Source organism: Catenovulum sp. 2E275, assembly GCF_025515275.1.
GTDB lineage: Bacteria > Pseudomonadota > Gammaproteobacteria > Enterobacterales > Alteromonadaceae > Catenovulum.
Map to the genome: position 1 here is coordinate 144,168 of NZ_JAOPFU010000003.1, position 23,093 is coordinate 167,260.

Below are 23,093 nucleotides of genomic sequence, written 5' to 3' on the forward strand. Positions count from 1 at the left end.
AATGTAAAAGTGATGGGTGCTTAATCCTGCGATTATTGATTTTATTCCGTTTAACCTAACTGGTTTTGATAAAACTGATTGGGTTACTCATGCTAATTAATACGATAAACTAGATAGCTCTAAATATTTTAAAAAATCGTAACATGGGGCGTTATTGTATATGAATTCAGAAAAATTGCATTTGATAATCATTCGTAAACTGGAACAGGCAATATGAATTTAGCTAATACTGCTAATGATAAACCCGCTGTGGAAACCATTTATTTTGCAGGTGGCTGCCTTTGGGGAGTCGAAGAATTTGTAAAATATTTGCCCGGTGTTGAAAGTACCGAAGCAGGGCGGGCAAATGGCGCTAGCCAGACAACCAATAGTGAATATGACGGTTATGCTGAATGTGTCAAAATCAACTTTAATCCAAACTCAGTCGATTTAACCCAATTAATTGAATATTGTTTTGAAATTATCGACCCCTATAGTTTAAATAAACAAGGTGCAGATACAGGCTTAAAGTACCGCACCGGTATTTATAGTGAATTGAATCAGCATTTAACCATCGCCAAAACTTATATCGCTGGCAGAGCCGATGCCGATAAAATCGTGGTTGAAGTATTACCGCTAACAAATTATGTAAAAAGTGATGCTGAACACCAGCAAAGATTAAGTCGTTTTCCCAATGACTATTGCCATATTCCAAAAGCACTTTTGCATAAATACAAAAAAGGTTAACTTTATTAAGGCGTTATTAAGTAAAGTAGGTGAGGTGGAGACTATATACTTTTATACTAGAATTATAGCGTGTATCTGTTAGTGGCTATGACTTTATTTAAGTAAAGTTTATTTTTATGTTTAAGTTGTAATAAGAGGTTACATGCAAAAACCAGCAAATTTTAAAGAGTCGGCTTGTCAAGAGTGCCGAAAAGAAATTGACTTGGGGTTTGAGATTGATATGGCTTTTCAGCCGATTGTTGATACTGATTCAAAATCGGTTTTTGCCTACGAAGCTCTGGTTCGGGGAGCAAATAATGAAAGTGCAGGGTGGGTTTTTCAACATGTTAATGATAAAAACCGCTACCGATTTGATCAAGCTTGTAGAATTAAAGCGATCCAACAAGCTGCAAAACTTGGGACAGAACAATATTTAAGCATTAACTTTTTACCTAATGCTGTCTACCAACCTGAACTATGTATCAAAGCAACTTTAGCTGCGGCAAAAGATTATAACTTCCCCTTAAATAAACTGATTTTTGAATTTACTGAAAGTGAACAACTAATAGATCATAAACATATTTTAAAAATAGTTCAGTATTATAAAAAATTAGGTTTTACAGTTGCAATTGATGATTTTGGTGCTGGATATTCAGGGCTAAATTTATTAGCTGATGTTGAAGCTGATATTGTTAAATTAGATATGGCTCTAATACGTGATATTGATAAAGATAAAAAGCGCCAGGTGATTGTTAAATCTGCTTTAAGGTTATGCAATCAACTGAATATACGAGTCATTGTTGAAGGGGTTGAAACACAGGCTGAATATTTAACACTAAAAGAAATGGGGATTAATCTATTTCAAGGTTATTACTTTGCTAAACCTGCTTTTAGAGCTTTTCCCGAGCTTAATTCTTATTAAGCTTTTGCTTTTTTAGTTAACCCTAAAGCGGCAGCTCTGGCTGCTTTTTTGGTTAATTTTTTAGGTTTTTTTGGTGATTCATCAAATTTATCTAAATTGGGTTCAAAGCCCGGATACCACTGTGCGGTTAAACGGCTGCCAATTAAATCCTCAATTGGTTTGAGTAAAGCTTGTTCATTTTCTGATACTAAGCTAATGGCTTTACCGGTTAAGCCTGCACGCCCAGTTCTGCCAATTCGGTGAATATAATCTTCGCTGTCATGTGGCAATTCAAAATTAATAACCAACTCTAGTGATTTTACATCCAACCCTCTAGCGGCGACATCAGTGGCGACTAAAACTCTGAGTTGGCTATTTTTAAAATCGCTAAAGGCTTTTTCCCGCATCGCCTGTGATTTATCACCGTGAATAGCAACCGCCTGTAAACCACTTAAAATTAGCTCTTTAACTAAATTATCAGCACTTTGCTTGGTACGAGTAAATACCAAAACTTGTTGCCAGTTATTTGAACCGATTAAATAAGACAATAAGCTGGCTTTTTGTTTGTTATCTACCGCATAGACAATTTGCTCAACAGTTTGAGCTGCACTATTTCGTTGATCTACTTCAATATATTCAGGATCTGTTAATTGTTTTTTTGCTAATTTATAAACATGGTCGTTAAAAGTTGCACTAAAAAACAAAGTTTGAGGTTTACTGCTAATATGTTTACGAATAAACTGAATTTCGTCTTTAAACCCCATATCTAATAAACGATCAGCTTCATCAAATATTAAAAACTTAACTTCATCTAACATCAGCGCTTTGTGTTTTAACAAATCGATTAGCCGCCCTGGGGTGGCAACTAATATATCAACAACTTGTTTTAATTGTTTTATTTGCGGATTAATACTCACGCCACCATAAGCATACATACAGTTAAGTTGTGTATGGGCTGCATATTTTTGAAAGCTTTTACAAACTTGTTGAGCTAACTCTCTAGTTGGTACCAAAATTAAAGCCGATGGTTTTTGAGAATTAACCTGAGTTGAATTTAATAACTGGGTTAATACTGGCAGCGCAAATGCGGCTGTTTTTCCTGTCCCGGTTTGAGCACCTGCTAAAACGTCTTTCCCATTTAATATAACGGGAATACAACTAGCCTGAATTTGGGTTGGGGTTGTGTAATTATGATCTGCTAAAGCCTGTAACAATAATGGTGATAAGTTAAGTTGATTAAATGAGTTCATGAAATAAGTGGATTAGCAGAAAGATTGCCTACATTTTATCATAAGCTGGTAAGTGATTATATTAAAAAGGGATTTGATTTCTTTTTAATTTTGAAAGGTTAATTATTTCTTTCTTGTTGTTATTTTATTGTATACTTTTAAAAAATATAACTTTAACAGGGAAGGTTAAGTGAAACTTCTGTATTTTATACGCTTCTGTACTTTATTTATTACTTTTTTTAGCGGCTTTGCTATTGCTACACCTCAAATACCTGATGTTGAGATTGTTCCAACTCCAAATTGGGTTAAACCTGAAAATATTACAACAAAACCACTATCAGAACTGCGTAAGCCGAGTCATTATTATTTAGTTGAGCAAAAAGCTAATAATGCAGAGCTTAAAAAAAGATATTTTCGTTATGCTTATGCACCAAGTGATACGGCAGGGCTTAATGACTATTCAACAATTACAATTCGTTTTAACCCTGCTTATGAAACGCTGAAAGTTCATAATGTTTCTGTTAGTCGGGATGGTCAGGTTATAACTCAAATAAAAGCCGAAGATATTCAAGTAATCAATGCTGAAGATAGTCAGTCTGATAATATTTTTTCTGGTGAATATGATGCTTTAGTTCAATTGAAAAATGTACAAGCAGGCGATTTAATTGATTATAGTTATAGTATTGTGGGGGCTAACCCTGTATTTGACCAACATTTTGTTTTTCAAAGTCGACTTGCGTGGGGAGTTGGTATTGATAAATTGAGTGTTTTTGTTGTTAGCCCAATTAATAAACCATTAAATTATAAATTGCATGTTAGCCAAGATAAATTGAAGCTACTTTCAACTCAAAAAGAACTAACTTATCAAATTTATTTAGAGAATGTAAAAGCTTTACATTTAGATGATAAAGTACCAGGGTGGTATCGGGATATACCCTATATTGAATTTAGTGATTATCAATCATGGCAAGATGTTGCAAAGTGGGCCAATAATTTATTTAAAGTTCAGCCAACCGATTCCAAAGAATATCAAAGATATATTGAATCATTGAAGAAAGTCCCACTAAAAGACGCAATTAATCAGGCAATAAATTTTGTACAAAATGATATTCGTTATTTAGGTTTAGAACTAGCTGAAAACTCTCATAAGCCGCATTCACCGCAGGAGGTTTTTGCTAATCGTTATGGTGATTGTAAAGATAAATCTTTATTATTAACTGAATTATTAAAAGCAATAGGAATAGATGCTCAGGTAGCGCTAGTTTCTACCCAAATTAAGCGAGGTTTGGAAGAATCTATTGCCAGCCATAGTGCATTTGATCATGCTATTGTTCGACTAACATATCAAGGAAAAGACTACTGGATAGATCCAACAGCGACTTATCAGGGAACTGAATTATCAGAAAAGTATCAGTTTAACTATGAAAGAGCATTGATTATTTCTGATACATCTAAAAATTTAGTGAATGCAACACCTGTTCAAGGTATCGCAACTGTTGAACTTACTGAGCTTATCATTGCTGCCGATTATTTTTCACCAGTCGAATGGCGCGTTAAAACTATATATACAGGCAATGAAGCTGAATATATGCGCTATAAATTGGCAACAAGAGGCAAAGATAAAATTGCAAAGCAGTATTTAAATTATTATGCCAAAACTTATCCTAATCTCTCTCCTTTAGCAGATTTAAAAGTGGAAGATGATTTAGTTTCTAATCGACTTGTAATGGAGGAATTATACTTAGTTCCTGACTTTTGGCAGCTAACAGAGGATAAAAATGCTGCTTTTGAGTTGACTGCTAACTATTCAAAGGAGTATTTAACAACGCCAGATACAATTATTCGTAAAGCGCCTTTACACTTAAATAACCAGATTAATGTCTCTCACCGAGTCATTTTACAATTACCTGAGAATATAGATTTTAGTGAAGATGATTCAGTTGAAATTATCGATAATCCGTATATTCAGTTTATTTCAAGTATTGAATATGACAGGCGCCGAATTGCATTTGAAAATATACTTAAAGTTAAAGCTAGTGAAGTTGAGGTGGACCAAGTAGCTGACTATTTAGCTGATATTAAATCTATTAATAATCAGATGAGTTATTCTAATAGCATTACTAATGTGACTTTAGACCCTGGCTATAAACAGTTAAAAGCGCTGTTAAGTTTATTACAGCCTTATGCAAAAAATCAGGAGTAACAGCTAGGATGTTAAAACGTATACATAAACTTATATCTTCATTTTTATTATTAGCTGTCTTAATGGCTTGTAGCTCAACAAGAGAAAAAACAGAAGAAATAATAACTTCTAAAAGCAATGAGCCTGTTGAAAGTATTGTTAGTACTCAATCTCAACGAGTTTTAAACTTTAATTTAAGTCTTGAAGAGCATTTAAATAAAGGTGAGCTAGATTATTTTATACAGCAAATTGATGAAGATAAAATATATGATGTCATCAAAGCTAGGTACTTAACCCCTAATTTAGAAGAAAAAGATTACAAAGATAGTGCAAGTAAAGTGCTCGATTCATTCGTTACGCTAGTTCAAAACCTTGGGAACGCAGAGTCAAATAACTGGCATTATCTTTATTCAAAACCATTAAATGACAACACAATTTTAAGCTTATATCGGATTAGTTTAGGAGAATCTGGTTATACATATTTAAATATGTATTTAGATCCTAATACATTAAAGATTTATGATTTACATAACCTTTTTACACAGTTTACTAATTTAGATTTTTTAGTTCAGTATGACTCATTTATTCAGGTTGATTTAATTAATCCAGAAAATCTACCTTATCAGTATGCAGCAATATTTTGTATTACTGAATTGGTGAAAAATAATGTAGCTGCTTCTTTCAATCATTATAAAAGCTTACCTGAACATTTGCAGCAAAAGCCTATTCTTCTCGATTTTATTACTCGTAAATTAGCAACTCTTCCTGTACCTCAAGCAAGGATATACTTACCAGAATTAATTAAGGCTTATAAGGCTAATGGGCAATTTCCAGGTATGCTCGAATCTTTTTTTGTATCTTTATCCCAATACAGTGATGCGATCAAAGCAATTAATACCTTGCCTGAAAGTGCACAAAGAGATAGTAAAATGCAAAGTGAATTAGCTATTTTGTATGCATACTTGGGCGATAAATATCAAGCGTTGCATCATGCTCGAAATACAATTTTATCTGCACCATCTGATCCAGAGGGCTTTTTTGTCCTATTACAAGTCAATATTTTAATAAAGGATTTTGATTTAGCTGTTGCGGTATTAGATACCATTAATACTGCTTTTGATGCTAACTTAACGCCGGCTAATCTATCATTGTTAGAACAAAGTGAAGCTTTTTTACAGTCTGCTCAATATCAAAATTGGTTAATGGACAACGCAGTATAAATTGGATATTTATCTGTATTAGTTTATTTAGACTTCCCTCTGAAATAAATATTTATAACTCTTACTAAGATTGCTTTGGTCAAGCTTTTGCTGGCCAGAGCAATACTCTATCTAAATTGCCCTTTTACTAAGCTTAATTTAACGATAATAGGTTAATGTGATGATTGGTTATATAAGTGTAACCTCAACTCTGGAAAATAACTCTCTCTAGGGGTATTTTCCCGATAACTGCGTAGTGATAGCCTGCTATTACTACGCAAATTCGCCTTGTTTTAAGACCCCTCAGTTGAAAACGAACTTAAACTAAAAACCAATAAACTTAAGTCTTTAGCTAATTTCTTATCCTGAGTTGAGTTAAGTATGTTTCTATTTGATGTTAAAAATAGGATATGTATATAAAAATATAAGTTGGTAAATTTTAGGCAAAAAAAAGCCCAGTTGGGGGACTGGGCGTAAAAATGATGCCATTTAAGGCACTCAAGCACTAACAAAGGGATATCAAGAAAAATAACGATAAATCGCGTCTTTCAAAGATGGGTTCATTATATCCCTGTTTTGTAATTTTACAACGGTTTTTTGAAATATTTTTGTCAAAAAAAGCGTAAAAGTCTAAAATATGACTCATTTAACATTTAATTTACTTTTAAATGTAATTTTTAAACATTTCAATTTCTGCTTATTGACTTAGTTAACCAGTTTGAATAATTAACTGAGTTAAAACTGCTCTTGCTCTGTGCTTAGTTGGGGTTTAAAAAACAAAAAGAATAGGTTTATTCTTGATTGAAAACTTGCTATTGAGCGGGGTCCGCAATAGACTAACGCGCTTTGATGTAGATAGAGCTAGAGCATGCAGGTTTCAGATTTCCACTTTGATCTTCCCGATGAATTAATTGCCCATTTTCCGGCTGAAAAAAGAAGTGCATCCCGTTTATTAGTGGTTGCCGAAAAAAACGCTGAATCTATCGAACATAAAATATTTTCTGATATGCCGGAGTTGGTCACAGATAAAGATCTATTGATTTTTAACAATACAAAAGTGATTCCAGCACGTTTATTAGGCCAAAAAGTATCAGGTGGTAAAGTTGAAGTTTTAGTTGAGCGAATTTTAGAAGACAATAAAATTTTAGCTCATGTTAGGGCAAATAAAGCATTAAAACCCGGTACTGAGGTTATTTTAGAAGATAAAATTCAGGCTAAAATGCTGGAACGTCAAAATGACTTATTTGTATTACAGGTATTAAACTCGCAGCCTGTACTTGAGTTATTAGAAGCTTATGGTCACATGCCTTTGCCGCCTTATATTGATCGTGCAGATGAACAAACCGACAAAGAAAGATACCAGACAGTTTATGGTGAAGTGCCGGGTGCGGTTGCCGCGCCAACCGCGGGTTTGCATTTTGATGAAAGTATTTTACAGCAGTTAAAAGATAAAGGCGTGCAAATGGCGAATGTGACTTTGCACGTTGGGGCTGGTACTTTTCAATCGGTTAGGGTAGATAAGGTTGAAGATCATCAAATGCATGCTGAGTACATTGAAGTATCTGAGCAGGTTGTTGAAGCCATTAAAGCTTGTAAAGCACGAGGTGGTAGGGTCATTGCAGTTGGTACAACGTCTGTTCGTAGCTTAGAAAGCGCAGCTCAGTTTGCCGGACAAAATGAATTAATCGCAGCTTATTCAGGTGATACTCAAATTTTTATTTATCCCGGATACGAATTTAAAGTCGTGGATGCGATGTTTACTAATTTTCATTTACCTGAATCTACTCTAATTATGCTGGTTTCTGCTTTTGCAGGCACTCAAATTATTAAGTCGGCCTATCAGGCGGCTATTGAACACAAATATCGCTTTTTCAGTTATGGCGATTCTATGTTTATTCAAACTAAAAAACGCTTTGAATAATCACTAATACAGTTAAACGGTAAAACCAATGACAGATTTTATGAAATTTACAAAACTGACAACGGATGGCAAAGCCAGACGTGGCACGCTTAAATTTGCCCGTGGTGAAGTACAAACGCCCGCTTTTATGCCTGTGGGTACATACGGCACAGTTAAAGGTGTGACACCAGAAGAATTAAAAGAGACTGGTGCACAAATTTGTTTGGGCAATACATTTCATTTAATGCTTCGTCCGGGGACTGAAATTATTAAAATGCATGGTGATTTGCATGATTTTATGAATTGGCAAGGGCCAATTTTAACTGACTCAGGCGGTTTTCAGGTATTTAGTTTAGGTGATTTACGTAAAATCAGCGAAGAAGGGGTTGTATTCAGATCGCCAATAAACGGAGAGCGAATTGAATTAACACCAGAAAAAGCGATGCAGGTTCAGCGCGATTTAGGCTCAGATATAGTAATGATTTTTGACGAATGTACGCCTTATCCAGCGACTGAAGAGCAAGCTCGCAGTTCTATGGAGTTATCTTTACGTTGGGCTAAACGCTCAAAAGAGGCTCATCAAGGTAATCCATCTGCTTTATTTGGTATTGTTCAGGGTGGAATGTATCCTCATTTACGTGAAGAAAGCTTAAATGGATTAACTGAAATTGATTTTGACGGTTATGCGATTGGCGGTTTATCGGTTGGTGAACCAAAAGAAGATATGATCAATATCTTAAATAATTTAACTGACAAAATGCCAGCGGATAAACCAAGATACTTAATGGGTGTTGGTAAGCCAGAAGACATAGTTGAAGCAGTACGCCGTGGTGTTGATATGTTTGACTGTGTTATGCCTACCCGTAATGCCCGTAATGGTCATATTTTTGTGAGTGATGGTGTTGTTAAGCTCAGAAACGCTAAACATAAAACCGATACTGGTCCACTTGATAAAAATTGTGACTGTTACACTTGTAAAAATTATTCTCGTGCATATTTACATCATTTAGATAAGTGCAATGAAATATTAGGTGCTCAATTAAACACCATTCATAATTTGCGATTTTATCAAAAAGTAATGGAAGATTTGCGCAGTGCAATCGAGCAAGGCAAGCTTGATGAATATGTAGACGCTTTTTATAGTGCCCGTGGCTTACCTGTTCCACCACTAGAAAACGAATAAACAATTATTAATTAAATTTATTATATTAAGGGGTATTTTATGGACTTTTTTATTGCTAACGCTTATGCCGATGGTGCAACTCAGGCTCAAGGCGGCGGTTTACAAATGATTATTATGTTAGCTGTTTTTGGTTTGATTTTTTATTTTATGTTGTATCGCCCACAAGCAAAACGCATGAAAGAACATAAAGCGTTAATTGCTTCAATTGGTAAAGGTGACGAAATTTTAAGTCAGGGTGGTTTAGTTGGTAAAGTTGCTAAAGTATCTGAAGATAAAGACTTTATTTTAGTGACTTTAGCTGAAGGCGTAGATGTTGCTGTGCAAAAATCAGCGGTAACCGCGGTTTTACCTAAAGGTACGATTAAATCAATCTAAGGGTCTGAACTAGTGTTAAATAAATATCCATTATGGAAATACCTGCTGATACTCATTGTAGTATCAGCAGGTTTTTTGTATGCGCTTCCTAATATTTATGGGGAAGATCCAGCGTTGCAAATTTCTGCAACGCGAGGTGGTGATGTATCAATTGGTCAACTTGATCAAGTTAAATCAGCCTTAGATAGTGCACAGGTTGAATATCGTTCAGCCAGCATTGAAAATAATCAAATCCAAGTTCGTTTTAAAGATACCGAAGCTCAACTAGAAGCACGTGATATAGCAATGCAATCTTTGGGTTCTAACTTTATTGTGGCGTTAAATTTAATGCCTGCTCAACCACAGTGGCTGGAAGAGGTTGGTGGCAGCCCAATGAAGCTAGGTCTTGATTTACGCGGTGGTGTTCACTTTTTAATGGAAGTGGATATGAGCGTTGCAATGCAGAAAAAACAAGAAGAAATGCTGGAAGATTTTCGCATTAGTTTACGTGACGAAAAACTGCGTTACCGTGGCTTAAAAAACTTTGGTAATGGAGTAAAAGTAAGCTTTAGAAACGCAGAAGAAACTGAAAAAGCACTTGATTATTTAACGGATAAATTCCCTGAATTAACGATTGATACTGCTGCTAACGAAGATAATACAGTAACAGCAATTATGTCAGAAGCGCGCATTCGGGAAGTAAAAGAGTATGCACTTCAGCAAAATATCACGATTATCCGTAACCGAGTTAACCAATTAGGGGTTGCAGAACCTTTAGTGATGCGCCAAGGTGCTGAGCGAATTGTGGTTGAATTACCGGGTGTTCAAGATACTGCTCGTGCTAAAGAAATTTTAGGTGCTACAGCAACACTTGAATTTAGACAAGTAGACAGTGAAGCCGATCCTCGTTCAGCCGCAGCAGGCCGAGTACCAGCCGGTTCAGAAGTTTTTTATAACCGTAATACTGGTCAACCTGTGGTGTTAAAAGAAAGTGTGATATTAACCGGTAATCATATTACCGATGCTAACTCTAGCTTTGACGAATACCAAAGACCTCAGGTAAATATTGATCTAGACAGCCAAGGTGGCAATAAAATGTCGCACTTTACCAAAGATAATATTGGTAAACCAATGGCGACTTTATTTGTTGAATATAAGCCGACAGGTCGTAAAAAGCCGGATGGCAGTGTTGAATTTGAAGCGATTAAAGAAGTTATTAACGTTGCTACCATTCAAGCGCGTTTAGCCCGTAGTTTCAGAATTACCGGCATCGACAGCGCAGCCGAAGCGCAAAACTTGGCTTTATTATTACGCGCCGGTGCATTAATTGCGCCGATTCAAATTGTTGAAGAGCGTACTGTTGGTCCAAGTTTAGGTCAGGAAAATATCGATTTAGGGATGACAGCCATTTTATGGGGCTTTTGTTTAGTTCTCGTCTTTATGATCTTGTATTACCGTGGATTTGGTATTGTTGCCAATATCGCGCTGGCTTGTAATCTAGTGTTAATTATTGGTGTTATGTCGTTAATTCCGGGCGCAACATTAACTTTACCTGGGATGGCGGGGATTGTATTAACTGTTGGTATGGCTGTTGATGCTAACGTCCTGATATTTGAGCGTATCCGCGAAGAAATTCTGGATGGCAGAGGGCCTCAGCAAGCTATTCACCAAGGCTATGACAGTGCGTTTTCAACCATTGCTGATGCGAATATCACAACCTTTATTGCAGCTGTTATTTTATTTGCGATTGGTTCTGGTCCGGTAAAAGGCTTTGCGGTTACTTTAGCGATTGGTATTTTAACTTCAATGTTTACTGCTATTGTTGTGACTCGCGCAATTGTTAATGCGTCAGTTGGCGGTAAAAAAGTTAAAAAACTTTCAATTTAAAAGGCGATTATTATGTGGTTACAACTTAAAAATACAGTGCCTTTTATGAAGTGGGGCAAGTTTTCGGTCGTTTTTTCAGCGCTTATGCTGATTGCTTCGATTGCATCAATTTCAATCAATGGTTTAAAGTTTGGTTTAGATTTTACTGGCGGTACGTTATTGGAAGTTGGCTATGATAAAGCCGCTAATTTGTCTGATATTCGTCAGGAACTAGAACAAAACGGATTTGCCGATGCAGTTGTTCAACATTTTGGTAATAGTTCCGAAGTTTTAATTCGTCTGGCGCCAAGAGAAAATGTTAAGGCTGAAGATTTAAGCCATCAAATTTTAGAGCTAATTTCTAATGATCAACTTGGTCAAGCAGAAATGCGCCGAATTGAATTTGTTGGTCCAAGTGTTGGTGAAGAGCTTAAAGAGCAGGGCGGTTTAGCCATGCTAGTGGCTTTAATCTGTATCTTAATTTATGTCGCGTTCCGATTTGAATGGCGATTTGCATTAGGCTCAGTATTAGCACTTGCGCATGACGTTATCATCACCATTGGCTTGTTTTCAGTATTAGGTATTGAGTTCGACTTAACAGTTTTAGCAGCAGTTTTAGCGGTAATCGGTTATTCATTAAACGATACCATTGTTGTATTTGACCGAATTCGTGAGAACTTTGTTAAATTAAGACAAGGTACGCCAGCTGAAATTATTGATATTTCACTTACTCAAACTTTAAGCCGAACAACAATTACTTCGTTTACTACGGTTTTAGTATTGCTTGCTTTGTTCTTTAAAGGCGGTGCTTTAATCCATGCGTTTGCGACGGCGTTATTGTTTGGTATCGGGATTGGTACTTACTCTTCAATTTTTGTTGCCAGTGTATTTGCGTTAAAACTGGGCATTAGTCGTGAAGATTTAATTCCGGCTGTGGTTGAAAAAGAAGGTGCAGACCAAGATCCACTTATGTAAGCTGGATTTCAAATCTAAATCTAAAAAGAGAGCGATAAGCTCTCTTTTTTGTTTTTATACTTTTTGCATAGGCAAATTTTGTACTTGCCAAGCTTTAATACCACCATCAAGTGAATAAACACAACTAAACCCCATATTCGTTAATGAATTAGCAGCAAATGCAGAGCGCGCACCAGACTGACAATAAAGCACAATTGGTTGGGCGGATAACTCACATTGGTTTTGGATGTTTTGCTGATGTTTTTCTAACTCGGCTGTTATTTTCATCTCAAGCACCCCACGAGAAATAGCAATCGCCCCAGGTATTTTCCCTAACGCAACTTCGTTTGCTTCTCGAATATCCACTACAAAAAACTGAGACTGGCGTGTAACTAATTCAGCTACAGATATAACTTGGATTTGTTTTTTAGTTTGTTCAACATAGGCTTGGCTGGTTAATAACATATCAGTTCCTTATCTAGTTCACCTGAACTCAGGTTTAAATTAGTTTAATAGATTGATAAAAAGTAAAAATGGACAAACAAATTAATAAATAAGCAAAACCTTGTTGCAGCCATTTGGGGTTGAGTTTATTTGCAAAAAACTGGCCTAAATAACTGCCGCAAGTGCCGAGTAAAATAAATATAATAATCACCAGCCAATTAAACTCGATAGCATCACGATTAAAAGTAATTGCATAGCGGCCAAACGCAACCAATGAATTTAAACTAATGATAATTAAGCTACTGGCGACAGCTTGTCGAAGGGGTAAATTCAAGAGAATTATTAAAGCTGGCACAATTAAAAAACCACCACCGACACCAACTAAACCCGTTAAAAAACCGACTAAAAAACCAGTCATGATTATTTTCGGTAACGAGCTTTGTTTTTGAATTGCATGATTATTTAATTTAAGTGTATGAAATGCAGCAAATAAAATAACCATAGCAAAAATAAATAACTGGATATAACCCGCGATATAACTGCCTGCTAAAGCGCCTAAATAACTGGCAAAAAGTCCCGGAATGGCAAAGCCTGAAATATTTTTCCAGGCGATTTTTTGAGTGATAATATTATTAACTGAACTGAATAAGCTAATACTGGCAACAATAAATAACGCACTGGCAATTGCACTTTTTTCATTCATGCCAACGCCATAGATTAAAGCGGGCACAGTTAATATCGCGCCACCAGAACCTAATAAGCCCAAACTCAAACCAATCATTACGGCTGAAATGATAATGACAAACATAATTTAGCAAGCTCTTTTGTTTAAAATTTAATTACTTTACATATCGTATATTAGTAATTTATAATATTCAAATGTAATTTGTTAGGAGAATAAAAATGAGTCAGCTACATATTGAGGCTTTTTATCAGCAAACGAGCTCTACAATAAGTTATCTTGTTTATGACAAAATGAGTTTAGAAGCCGCTGTGATTGATTCTGCATTAGATTTTGATAGTGCATCGGGCAAGCTATCAACGGAGTTTGCGGAGCAGCAGGTTGAATATATTAAGCAGCACCAATTAAAAGTTAAGTGGTTATTAGAAACTCATGCTCATGCTGATCACTTAAGCGCTGCATTCTATTTAAAAAATCATCCGTTATTAGTTGAACATCAGCCAAAAATTGCAATTGGAGCGGGCATAACTCAAGTACAGTTAACTTTTTCAGCTATATTTTCAATGGCTCAAAATGAGTTGTCGACAACAGGTAGTGAGTTTGATTGTTTACTCAAAGCAGGTGATAAGCTGGAACTTGGTACATTTTATTTTAATGTAATTGAAACGCCAGGTCATACACCGGATGGGATTAGTTATTTAATTGAAAACCATATTTTTGTTGGTGATACTTTATTTATGCCAGATGCCGGTACTGCAAGATGTGATTTCCCCGGTGGGGATTCAAACACATTATTTAAGAGTATTAAAAAAATTCATGCTCTACCCGATGATACTCAAATCTGGCTTTGTCATGACTATCAGCCAAACGGACGGGATTTAAAATACCAAACAAATGTCGCTGAAAGTAAACAATCAAATATTCATGTAAATTCGGCGATGAGTTTGGATGATTTTGTTAAATTACGAACCGAGCGGGATAAAACCTTAGCGGCGCCGAAACTTTTATATCCGTCATTACAGGTCAATATTAAAGCTGGTGAATTACCGCAAGCGGATAAAAATAATAACCTATTTTTTAAATTGCCGGTTCATCTCAGTAATTACAAAATTAAATTAATTTAAACACTAGATTAAAGGTAATAAATACAATGACTGAATTAACCCTAGTTGAATCTTTAATTGGTGGCGGATTAATAGGCATTGCTGCTGTCATTCTATTATCTGTTAATGGAAAAATAGCCGGTATTTCCGGTATTTTTTATCATGCTTTGATTAACTTTAAAAATCAGTTAAATAGCATTGATGAGCGGCTTTGGCGGATCTTTTTTATTGCAGGACTGGTTTTAAGCCCGTTTATTGCTGTCTTTTTTAATGCGCAATTACCGGAGAAAATAACTTCAAGTTGGCCTGTATTAGCTCTGGCTGGTTTTTTTGTTGGTTTGGGGAGTCGGTTAGGTTCAGGCTGTACCAGTGGACATGGTATTTGTGGAATCGGGCGATTTTCCCAACGCTCAATTATCGCCACTTGTGTTTTTATGCTAACTGCGATTTTAACTGTTTTGATTATCAAATGGTTATAGGAGAGAACAATGAGATTATGGTTACAAATAATAATTGCTTTTAGCTCTGGCTTAATTTTTGGACTTGGCTTAATTGTGTCGCAAATGGCAAATCCAGAAAAAGTTATCCATTTTTTAGATATTAGTGGTAACTGGGATCCCAGCTTAGCATTTGTAATGGCAGGGGCTTTATGCGTTTTTATTCCAGTTTGGTTTTTATATATTAAAAAACTGAACAAACCTTTATTAGGTGAGACATTTTCACTGCCTTCTAATACTTTGGTTGATAAAAATTTGATTTTGGGTGCTATCTTTTTTGGAATTGGCTGGGGATTAGCTGGAATTTGCCCCGGACCAGCCTTAGTTAATTTAACCGGAGATACGGCTAAAATTCTGGTTTTTATTTTAGCTATGATAGTCGGTATGTTCACTGCAAAGTATGTTAATATTACAAACTTAGACCGCAAAAAATAGACAGATGAAATATCTGAATTATGTTTTGTCAGTAGGTTTAAAAGCTTGCAGTAGGCTAAGTGACTAATTAATCAAATTAACAGTATCAATTTTAAATATGGCAGAAACAGACAATCACTTTTCATTTGAACAACTTGAACGAAATGCAGATCAAGCAGAAGCATTATTAAAAGCATTAAGTAATAAATATCGTTTAATGATTTTATGTTTACTGCAAGCTGGAGAAATGTCTGTTTCTGAACTAAATGATAAAATTTCAATTTCACAATCCAGCTTATCGCAAAATTTAGCTTGGCTCAGAAGGCAAGGTATAGTGGCGACAAGACGTGAAGCCCAGACCATTTTTTATCACTTAAAAGACCCAAATGTCAGCAAAATAATTGATACGCTGCATAGCATTTTTTGCGCTTAATACTGACTTATTTACGGTTATTTAGACATAATTTAAAGTTAATCAAGCGGGCTCAAATTGAGCAGCTTGATGACAAGCCGCTCAACAAAAGAAATAACGGATATTTATCTGTTTTTGTTTTCTTTTTTATTATTTCCGTATTTATTATGATTTTTATTTACTAACCTCAACTCGGGTTAAGGTGTATTCTAACTAATTGAATTATTTAACCTTATCATTCCACATTTTTCTAACGAGAATTTTTTTGTGCGGACAAGGCAAATTCACGCGTCAATAGCTAGTCTCGGCTTTAGTTCCGACGTCGCTCTATCTCCCCCCATCCATGGGGTCGTATTGCAAATGAATTTAACGCAGTACCCGCGAAAAAAGGCCGTTTGAAACATATTCATTAAACCGAATTGAGGTTTACTATATTCAGGGTCTATAGATAAATATCAAAAACTATCAATAGTGCAGGTTAACTGACTAATAAATCTTTTGCATTTTCCAGCGTATTAGAGGTTATGACATCGCCACCTAATAATCTGGCAAGTTCGTAGATTCTTTCTTGTTGTGATAATTTTACCATTTGAGTTGTTGTAGACTGACCATCATTTTCTTTACTCACTTGCATTTGTTGATGCCCGCAAGCTGCAACTTGTGGTAAGTGAGTAACACAAATAACTTGAGTTGATTCACCTATTTTTCTCAGCATTTGGCCAACTATTGCGGCAGTTGGACCGCTAATGCCAACGTCTACCTCGTCAAAAATCAAGGTTGGAACTGAGCTTTTGGATGATGTTAATACCTGTAGTGCTAGGCTAATTCGGGATAACTCACCGCCTGATGCAACTTTATGCATAGCTTGTAATGGCTGGCCGGGATTTGCGCTAACTAAAAATTCAATTTCATCTGAGCCAGTTTTAGCCGGCGTTTGTATCTGATTTAATTTAACTAAGAATTGCCCTTGTTTCATATTCAGCGTTTGCATACTGTCGGTAATTGCAGCCGATAAAGTTTGTGCAGCTTCATTTCTGCTTTCACTTAATGCATCAGCAGCTTGCCAATAATGTTTTTCGGCTTCAACTACTTCGGTTTTTAATTGTTCACTTTGCTCGTCTGACTGTTTAATTTGACTCAGTTCTTCAGCGAGTTTTTGGTGTTCTAAATATAACTCTTCTGGTGCAACTTTGTGTTTGCGGGCAAGTTCTAATGCTGTCGTTAACCTTTCTTCAAGTTGTTGTAGTTTTTCAGGATCAGGCTCCTGACTGTCAATATAATCCCTAAGCTCGTAGCTGGCTTCTTTTAATTGAATACCTGCTTCGTTGAGCATTTGAATAATGCTGTTTAGAGCCGGATCATATTTAGATAAATCTGTTAATTTAGTTTCAATAAATTGCACCATATCCATAATGGTTTGTTCATTATTATCATAAAGCAAGCTATAACACTGCTGACTATCAGTGACTAATGCAACTGAGTTAGATAACTTTTTATGTTCTTGTTCTATTTGTTCAAATTCACCTTGATTGATAGCAAATTCATCCAGTTCGGTCACCTGATATTCAAGTAATTGAAATCTAGCTTCGCGATTTGCCTGTTCTTCCTCTAGTTTTTTAAGCTCTTTTTTTAGTTTATTCCAGCCCTGATAGGCTAACGTGGTTTGAGCTAATAAATGTTTATGTTCGGCAAATTGGTCTAATAAAGTGAGCTGATGCTCTGGTTTTAATAAAAGCTGGTGTGCATGTTGGCCATGAATATTAACTAAAAGCGGTGCTAAAGATTTTAATAGCTGGGCAGGGACTGGCGCTCCGTTAATATAAGCGCGTGAACGGCCTTCGGCTGTAATCACTCGGCGGATCATGCAATCTGTTTGATCTTGGGTCAATAAATCCTGCTCGGTTAACCAGTTTATTGCTTCTGGAATATTCGCGACATTAAAGGTTGCACAAATTTCGGTTTTATCGGAATTTGGCCTAACCATGCTGGTCTCTGCTCGGCTACCTAAACATAAACTTAGTGCATCAATTGAAATTGATTTACCTGCGCCGGTTTCACCGGTAATAGTGGTCATTCCCGGGTCTATTTCAATATCTAATCCATTGACAATAGCAAAATCTTTAATATATAGCTGAGTTAACATATCCATGCCTCCTGAGTGGCGCGAAATACTGGTTAAAAATACACTGTATAAAAATATAGTTGTATATTAAGCTGATAATATTCTGTTGGTCAAGTAAGATAAATATAATTTTTTAATTTTCTTTTGAGCTTAGTCGTTTCGAGGAACAAAATATATGTATAAATTAGTTACGTGATTACAGTTACTTAGTACTTTTGATAGTAATAATTTTTTTTAAATATGTGTATAATGTCTCATTATGAAAGTCTCTTTACATGTTAACTTTATGTTGACATAATGTTTTTCCGCGTCAAGCAATCTCGTCAGTGATTAAGTTTCATTAGGCAGCTGTAATTTAACCAACAAAGAATTATAAATTATATGAAGTTCACTATCGCAAACAAAATAATACTTGGCTTCGCTATTATTACTGCACTACTGATTTTTATCGGTGTATCAGCTTTAATGAGCGTATCAACAATATCTGATTCTACAAAAGAAATTACTCATGTGGCTTACCCTAGGCAGCAAACAAGCACTGAATTGCAAGGGATTACTTTAGCTATGAGTAAATTTGGTTTATCTGGTTATTACAGTAATGACTTAGACACTTTAAATAAAATAAAAGCTAATTTAATGCAGGAGAATGAAAGCTTTGAATTTTATTTAAATAAATTAAAGCAACTAGAGGTTGACGGACATAAAAATATTAGTGATTTGGCTTCATTATACCAACAGCAGATAAATAATGTTTTTAATCAAAGAGCTGCATCAATTGAAGCTGAGAAACAGTTAAAGAGCCAATCTTTTGAAATTGAAGATGCTGCAGATACTGCATATTCTCAATTAATAGATTTAGCTGATATTGGTGTAAATAACGAAGCTAGCAGTATTATTAAATCGGCTGAAACAAATTTAGATGTCGTAATTAATTATTTGTATGATGTAGAAAACTTAAAATCAATGACTATGTTTTCTACTTATAATTCAGCCGTTGATATTTATTTAAAGAATTTACAGCAAAGTGCCAATCAATTAAATCAGAACTTATCTGAAAATGAATCAGCCGTTGATTATATTGAAGAGTTTAGTGATGCAACTGACTCTATAATTACATCTTTTAAGGGACAAAGTGGTTTATTAAATGCAGCTAAAAATAAGCTAAACCAAGAGGAATTAGCAAAACAAAGTTTAGTGAAAGCTGATGAGTATTTAATTAATCTTACAGAAAGCTTAAAAGCGTTATCTAAAGCCTCTGAAGCTTTTGTTAGTAATGCTGAAAAAGAAGTTCAACAGAGTATTTCAACTGTTAACTATAAAACTTATGTTGTGATTGCTATTTCATTATTCGTCGCTTTTATTATCGCTTTTGCTGTGCTGCGTAGTATCACTCGACCTTTAGAGCAAATTAATTCTGCACTGGCTAAAATTGCAATTGGAGATTTAAGCACTCGTTTAGATGATTCTAGTCAAGATGAGTTAGGTCAGTTAGCTAAAAGTTGTAATCAGGTTGTTGAAGGACTCAGAAATGTAATTAATGAAATTGCATCAAGCTCAACTCAAACGGCATCAGCAGCAGAAGAAATGTCTAATATTACCAGTGTCAGCGCTTCTGAAATTCAACGTCAAAAAATTGAAGTTGACCAAATAGCTTCAGCCACAATGCAAATGAGCTCTGCCTCTGAATTAGTTGCTAAATCAGCTCAAGAGTCTTCTGAACAAATCCAAATTGTGACATCTGAAGCCGAAAACGTTAGAAATATATCTGATTATAATGCAGAAACTATTGAAAAACTTGCTCAGAAAATCGAATCGGCTTCAGCTGTAATTGATAAGCTTAGTAATCATACTGATGCTATTGGTGGTATTTTAGATGTTATTAGAAGTATCGCTGAGCAAACTAACTTACTTGCTTTAAATGCCGCTATTGAGGCAGCTCGCGCTGGCGAACATGGCCGTGGTTTTGCTGTTGTTGCTGATGAAGTTAGAACGCTAGCCAGTAGAACACAAGAATCTACTAGTGAAATTCAAAACATGATCGAGAATTTGCAAACTGGCACGCAACAGGCAGTAGGTGTTATGCAAAGTAGTAGAGAGCAAGCTGTAGAAGTTGTTGATTTGGCTAAACAAAGCTCTGCGGCTTTATTAAATATTGCAAATGCAATTAATACAGCAAATCAAAAGAGTTATGAAATATCTCATTCAGCTAATGAGCAAAGTACAGTTAGTGAAGAGATTAATCAAAAATTAATGTCAATTGTTGAAATAACTGAGCGTAATGCGCAAGCCGCACAGCAAACCTCTGAATCGAGTCAAGAAGTAGCTAACTTATCGGCACAGTTATTAAGTTCAACCCGTAAATTTAAAATTTAATGCAGTAGTAAAAGAGAAGTGATATGAAAAAGAAGTTATTAATCGCAGGCGTTATTTTAGCCGCAGGGATGAATTCGAGTTTTGTTTATGCTAATGATATTGGTGTGGCAATCTGTAAAAGTGTGATCGGCAACGACAAACATGGCTTAAGGCTTGCGTTACGCTCAGGAAATTTAAAGCTACGTAGTATTTATAAAGATTTGCGTTGTAATGATAAGTCACTCATTCAACTTGCTTTAGAGAATAGTGCAGATGATGTGGGGACTTATATTATCAGTAAGGTAGCTAAATCAACTTTAGATGAAGTAAATGATTTAGGTTGGGCTGAATCAAATGGTTTTACTGGCTCAGCTATCTATACTGAGCTTAAAAATCGAGTTGATTAATACTTCGGTAATTGAGCTGGTTGATTAAACCAGCTCAGCGTATTCTTCCATTATTTGCAAACACCAGCTCTGAATTCTTTCGTCACTTAGCTCAAATTGTTTTTCGTCATCTAAACTTAATCCAACAAACTGACTTTTATCTGTGGTTAGCGCTTTAGAGGCATTAAATTCGTATCCTTGATTAGGCCAAAAGCCAATTCGGTTGCATTGATTATGAGCTATAGCATCGTGAAGCATGCCGATTGCATCTTGAAACCAGTCGCCATAATCTTCCTGATCACCTTGTCCATAAATCGCGATTGTTTTGTCAGTTAAATTAAGCTGTGCTACTTGATCCCAGTTTGATTCCCAGTCTTCTTGTAACTCACCAAAATCCCAGGTTGAGATACCAAAAATAATAAAATCATACTGCAAACATTCGCTAATTGGCGTATCTTTAATATTGAAGATATCAACAATGTCTTCACCAATAAATTGTTGAATTTTTTCTGCCGACATTTCTGTATAGCAAGTGGTTGAACCGTAAAATAATCCAATTTTCATTATCATAACCTAATGATTAAAACTGCGACTATTGTAACAAAAAATAGATAAACTTAAGCAAAATTAAATGGATAAATTTATAGTCATACGGCTTGCAATAATAATGATAACAGGGAGATATAAATGAAACCGACTGCTCAGGCCATAGTGCCAACACCAATTGGTAAAATTGCGGTATTTAATACGCCACAGGCATTAACTCAGATTGATTTATATGCCGATAGCTTGCCTTATCAAATTGGTCATTCAAATTCGTTAACCAATGAAATCACTGCTCAAATCAGCGCTTATTTTAGCGGTGATATTGCTCAATTTGATTTACCGGTTAATTTAGCCGGTACTGAGTTTCAGCAAAAAGTTTGGCAGCAATTACAGGCCATCCCTTATGGTGACAGTTTAACGTATGGTGAGTTGGCGAAAAAAATAAACTCAAGTGCCCGTGCAATTGGTGGTGCGTGCAGGCATAATCCAATTCCGATTATTATTCCGTGTCATCGGATTGTAGCGGCAACCGGAATTGGCGGCTATTCGGGGCAGTGGCGGCTAGGGCAAAAAGTTGATACTAAGCGGTGGTTATTAACACATGAAAAAAAATGGCATCAAACATCAGGTCGCCAAACAATTTCCTCTTATTGATGATTTTATTCAGCATTTATGGCTGGAAAAAGGGCTAAGTCAAAATACGCAATCGGCCTATCAAACTGATCTTAGCCAGTTTGCACATTATTTAGCGTCACTCCAGCTTGAACTAGAAACCGCTCAGCCTGATCATATTCGCGGCTTTTTAGCGCAGTTAAATGCGCAAAATGTAGGTAAACCCAGCGTGGCGCGTAAATTAAGCTGTTTGCGTAAGTTTTATCATTTTTTAATTTTAGAAAAATTAATTGCGCAAGATCCCACTCGATTAATTGAATCGCCTAAACGGGGTAAGTCTTTACCAAAAGTATTATCTGAACAAGAAGTCGATGCTTTGTTAGACGCGCCTAATCTTGAAGATTATTTAGAGCTGCGCGATAAGGCAATGCTGGAGCTGTTATACGCAACCGGTTTGAGAGTCAGTGAACTGGTCTCGCTTCAATATGAACAAATAAACTTAAATCACGGTTTGGTCAGAGTTATCGGTAAAGGTAATAAAGAGCGGTTAGTGCCGCTTGGCGAAGTTGCGCGTGAATTTATTCAGGTTTATTTAAAGTTTTCAAGGCCTCAGCTTAATAGCCAACAAAGTCCGGTATTATTTTTAAGTAAAAGAGGTCAGCAAATGACCCGGCAAACGTTTTGGCACAGGATAAAAGCTTATGCGATTCGGGTTAATATTACTTCTGATTTATCGCCGCATACGTTAAGGCACGCATTTGCCACTCATTTGGTCAACCATGGTGCGGATTTACGGGTAGTACAAAGTTTGTTAGGGCATAGTGATTTGTCTACAACACAAATTTATACCCATGTTGCCAAAGAAAGGTTACAGCAGCTCCATCAGCAACATCATCCCAGAGCTAAATAGCTTATTTACAATGAATATTTTTTTATATCTGCTATCTTAATTGGAGGTATTTGAGCTTATTTTGAGTTTTAATTACTGAGATAGTACAAATATATATAATGTGAGAAAAATCATATCTTTTATTCAAATAAATTAAAGAG

At 35.7% G+C, this 23,093-nt stretch carries 22 protein-coding genes; 17 read left to right on the forward strand and 5 right to left on the reverse strand.

The features are described 5' to 3' along the window. Positions 1 to 213: 213 nt before the first annotated feature. Positions 214 to 726 (forward strand): peptide-methionine (S)-S-oxide reductase, encoded by a 513-nt coding sequence (locus N7931_RS02870; RefSeq protein ID WP_262791792.1) that lies wholly within the window; start codon positions 214 to 216, stop codon positions 724 to 726. A gap of 142 nt (positions 727 to 868) precedes the next feature. Continuing rightward, positions 869 to 1,627 (forward strand): EAL domain-containing protein, encoded by a 759-nt coding sequence (locus N7931_RS02875; RefSeq protein ID WP_262791793.1) that lies wholly within the window; start codon positions 869 to 871, stop codon positions 1,625 to 1,627. Here the strand turns inward: N7931_RS02875 and N7931_RS02880 are convergent. Continuing rightward, positions 1,624 to 2,856 (reverse strand): DEAD/DEAH box helicase, encoded by a 1,233-nt coding sequence (locus N7931_RS02880; RefSeq protein ID WP_262791794.1) that lies wholly within the window; start codon positions 2,854 to 2,856, stop codon positions 1,624 to 1,626. The two genes, N7931_RS02875 and N7931_RS02880, sit on opposite strands and share 4 nt — an antisense overlap. Positions 2,857 to 3,025: 169 nt before the next feature. Here N7931_RS02880 and N7931_RS02885 point away from each other — a divergent pair, with 169 nt between their 5' ends. The 7 genes from N7931_RS02885 (at position 3,026) to secF (ending at position 12,494) form a co-directional block, all read left to right on the forward strand. Continuing rightward, positions 3,026 to 5,038: a DUF3857 domain-containing transglutaminase family protein gene (locus tag N7931_RS02885; RefSeq protein WP_262791795.1), complete on the forward strand. Its 2,013-nt coding sequence runs from the start codon at positions 3,026 to 3,028 to the stop codon at positions 5,036 to 5,038. 8 nt (positions 5,039 to 5,046) lie between these two features. Beyond that, positions 5,047 to 6,237 (forward strand): tetratricopeptide repeat protein, encoded by a 1,191-nt coding sequence (locus N7931_RS02890; RefSeq protein WP_262791797.1) that lies wholly within the window; start codon positions 5,047 to 5,049, stop codon positions 6,235 to 6,237. 847 nt (positions 6,238 to 7,084) lie between these two features. Continuing rightward, a complete protein-coding gene (queA, locus tag N7931_RS02895) occupies positions 7,085 to 8,137 on the forward strand; it encodes a tRNA preQ1(34) S-adenosylmethionine ribosyltransferase-isomerase QueA (protein WP_262791798.1) in 1,053 nt (350 codons plus the stop codon). Between the two features lie 40 nt (positions 8,138 to 8,177). After that, positions 8,178 to 9,299, forward strand: a complete 1,122-nt coding sequence (gene tgt / locus N7931_RS02900) for a tRNA guanosine(34) transglycosylase Tgt (RefSeq protein ID WP_262791932.1) — start codon at positions 8,178 to 8,180, stop codon at positions 9,297 to 9,299. Between the two features lie 39 nt (positions 9,300 to 9,338). Continuing rightward, positions 9,339 to 9,674 carry a preprotein translocase subunit YajC gene (gene yajC, locus N7931_RS02905; protein ID WP_262791800.1) on the forward strand — a complete coding sequence of 112 codons (336 nt, stop codon included), beginning with the start codon at positions 9,339 to 9,341 and terminating at the stop codon, positions 9,672 to 9,674. Positions 9,675 to 9,686: 12 nt separating this feature from the next. Beyond that, on the forward strand, positions 9,687 to 11,540 hold the full coding sequence (gene secD, locus N7931_RS02910; protein ID WP_262791802.1) for a protein translocase subunit SecD: 1,854 nt from the start codon (positions 9,687 to 9,689) through the stop codon (positions 11,538 to 11,540). Between the two features lie 12 nt (positions 11,541 to 11,552). Continuing rightward, positions 11,553 to 12,494: a protein translocase subunit SecF gene (secF, locus tag N7931_RS02915; protein ID WP_410369328.1), complete on the forward strand. Its 942-nt coding sequence runs from the start codon at positions 11,553 to 11,555 to the stop codon at positions 12,492 to 12,494. Between the two features lie 54 nt (positions 12,495 to 12,548). On the opposite strand, the gene N7931_RS02920 is transcribed toward secF, so the two are convergent. Together N7931_RS02920 and N7931_RS02925 are read right to left on the reverse strand one after the other, a co-directional pair. Then, the gene (locus N7931_RS02920) at positions 12,549 to 12,938 is read right to left on the reverse strand and encodes a rhodanese-like domain-containing protein (RefSeq protein ID WP_262791804.1); all 390 of its coding nucleotides are present in this window, start codon (positions 12,936 to 12,938) and stop codon (positions 12,549 to 12,551) included. Positions 12,939 to 12,972: 34 nt separating this feature from the next. After that, on the reverse strand, positions 12,973 to 13,725 hold the full coding sequence (locus tag N7931_RS02925; RefSeq protein ID WP_262791805.1) for a sulfite exporter TauE/SafE family protein: 753 nt from the start codon (positions 13,723 to 13,725) through the stop codon (positions 12,973 to 12,975). A gap of 95 nt (positions 13,726 to 13,820) precedes the next feature. Between N7931_RS02925 and N7931_RS02930 the strand changes: the two genes are divergently transcribed. The 4 genes from N7931_RS02930 to N7931_RS02945 all read left to right on the forward strand — a co-directional run bounded on the left by N7931_RS02930 (position 13,821) and on the right by N7931_RS02945 (position 16,046). Continuing rightward, positions 13,821 to 14,723 (forward strand): MBL fold metallo-hydrolase, encoded by a 903-nt coding sequence (locus N7931_RS02930; RefSeq protein WP_262791806.1) that lies wholly within the window; start codon positions 13,821 to 13,823, stop codon positions 14,721 to 14,723. Between the two features lie 26 nt (positions 14,724 to 14,749). Then, on the forward strand, positions 14,750 to 15,181 hold the full coding sequence (locus N7931_RS02935) for a YeeE/YedE family protein (RefSeq protein ID WP_262791808.1): 432 nt from the start codon (positions 14,750 to 14,752) through the stop codon (positions 15,179 to 15,181). Positions 15,182 to 15,190: 9 nt separating this feature from the next. Further along, entirely contained in the window at positions 15,191 to 15,634 is a 444-nt protein-coding gene (locus tag N7931_RS02940) for a YeeE/YedE family protein (RefSeq protein ID WP_262791810.1), read from the forward strand. A gap of 97 nt (positions 15,635 to 15,731) precedes the next feature. Beyond that, entirely contained in the window at positions 15,732 to 16,046 is a 315-nt protein-coding gene (locus tag N7931_RS02945; RefSeq protein ID WP_262791811.1) for an ArsR/SmtB family transcription factor, read from the forward strand. 457 nt (positions 16,047 to 16,503) lie between these two features. On the opposite strand, the gene recN is transcribed toward N7931_RS02945, so the two are convergent. After that, on the reverse strand, positions 16,504 to 18,168 hold the full coding sequence (recN, locus tag N7931_RS02950; protein WP_262791812.1) for a DNA repair protein RecN: 1,665 nt from the start codon (positions 18,166 to 18,168) through the stop codon (positions 16,504 to 16,506). Between the two features lie 444 nt (positions 18,169 to 18,612). Here recN and N7931_RS02955 point away from each other — a divergent pair, with 444 nt between their 5' ends. Next, positions 18,613 to 20,520 (forward strand): methyl-accepting chemotaxis protein, encoded by a 1,908-nt coding sequence (locus tag N7931_RS02955; protein WP_262791813.1) that lies wholly within the window; start codon positions 18,613 to 18,615, stop codon positions 20,518 to 20,520. 23 nt (positions 20,521 to 20,543) lie between these two features. After that, complete coding sequence (locus N7931_RS02960; RefSeq protein ID WP_262791814.1) at positions 20,544 to 20,906, forward strand: DUF3718 domain-containing protein; 363 nt, start codon at positions 20,544 to 20,546, stop codon at positions 20,904 to 20,906. Positions 20,907 to 20,930: 24 nt separating this feature from the next. Here N7931_RS02960 and fldB read toward each other — a convergent pair whose 3' ends face one another. Beyond that, on the reverse strand, positions 20,931 to 21,449 hold the full coding sequence (gene fldB, locus N7931_RS02965; protein WP_262791815.1) for a flavodoxin FldB: 519 nt from the start codon (positions 21,447 to 21,449) through the stop codon (positions 20,931 to 20,933). A gap of 123 nt (positions 21,450 to 21,572) precedes the next feature. Between fldB and N7931_RS02970 the strand changes: the two genes are divergently transcribed. Next, on the forward strand, positions 21,573 to 22,085 hold the full coding sequence (locus tag N7931_RS02970) for a methylated-DNA--[protein]-cysteine S-methyltransferase (protein ID WP_262791816.1): 513 nt from the start codon (positions 21,573 to 21,575) through the stop codon (positions 22,083 to 22,085). Continuing rightward, the gene (xerD, locus tag N7931_RS02975; RefSeq protein WP_262791817.1) at positions 22,033 to 22,953 is read left to right on the forward strand and encodes a site-specific tyrosine recombinase XerD; all 921 of its coding nucleotides are present in this window, start codon (positions 22,033 to 22,035) and stop codon (positions 22,951 to 22,953) included. The genes N7931_RS02970 and xerD overlap by 53 nt, the downstream gene beginning before the upstream one ends. The last annotated feature ends 140 nt before the right edge of the window (positions 22,954 to 23,093 follow it).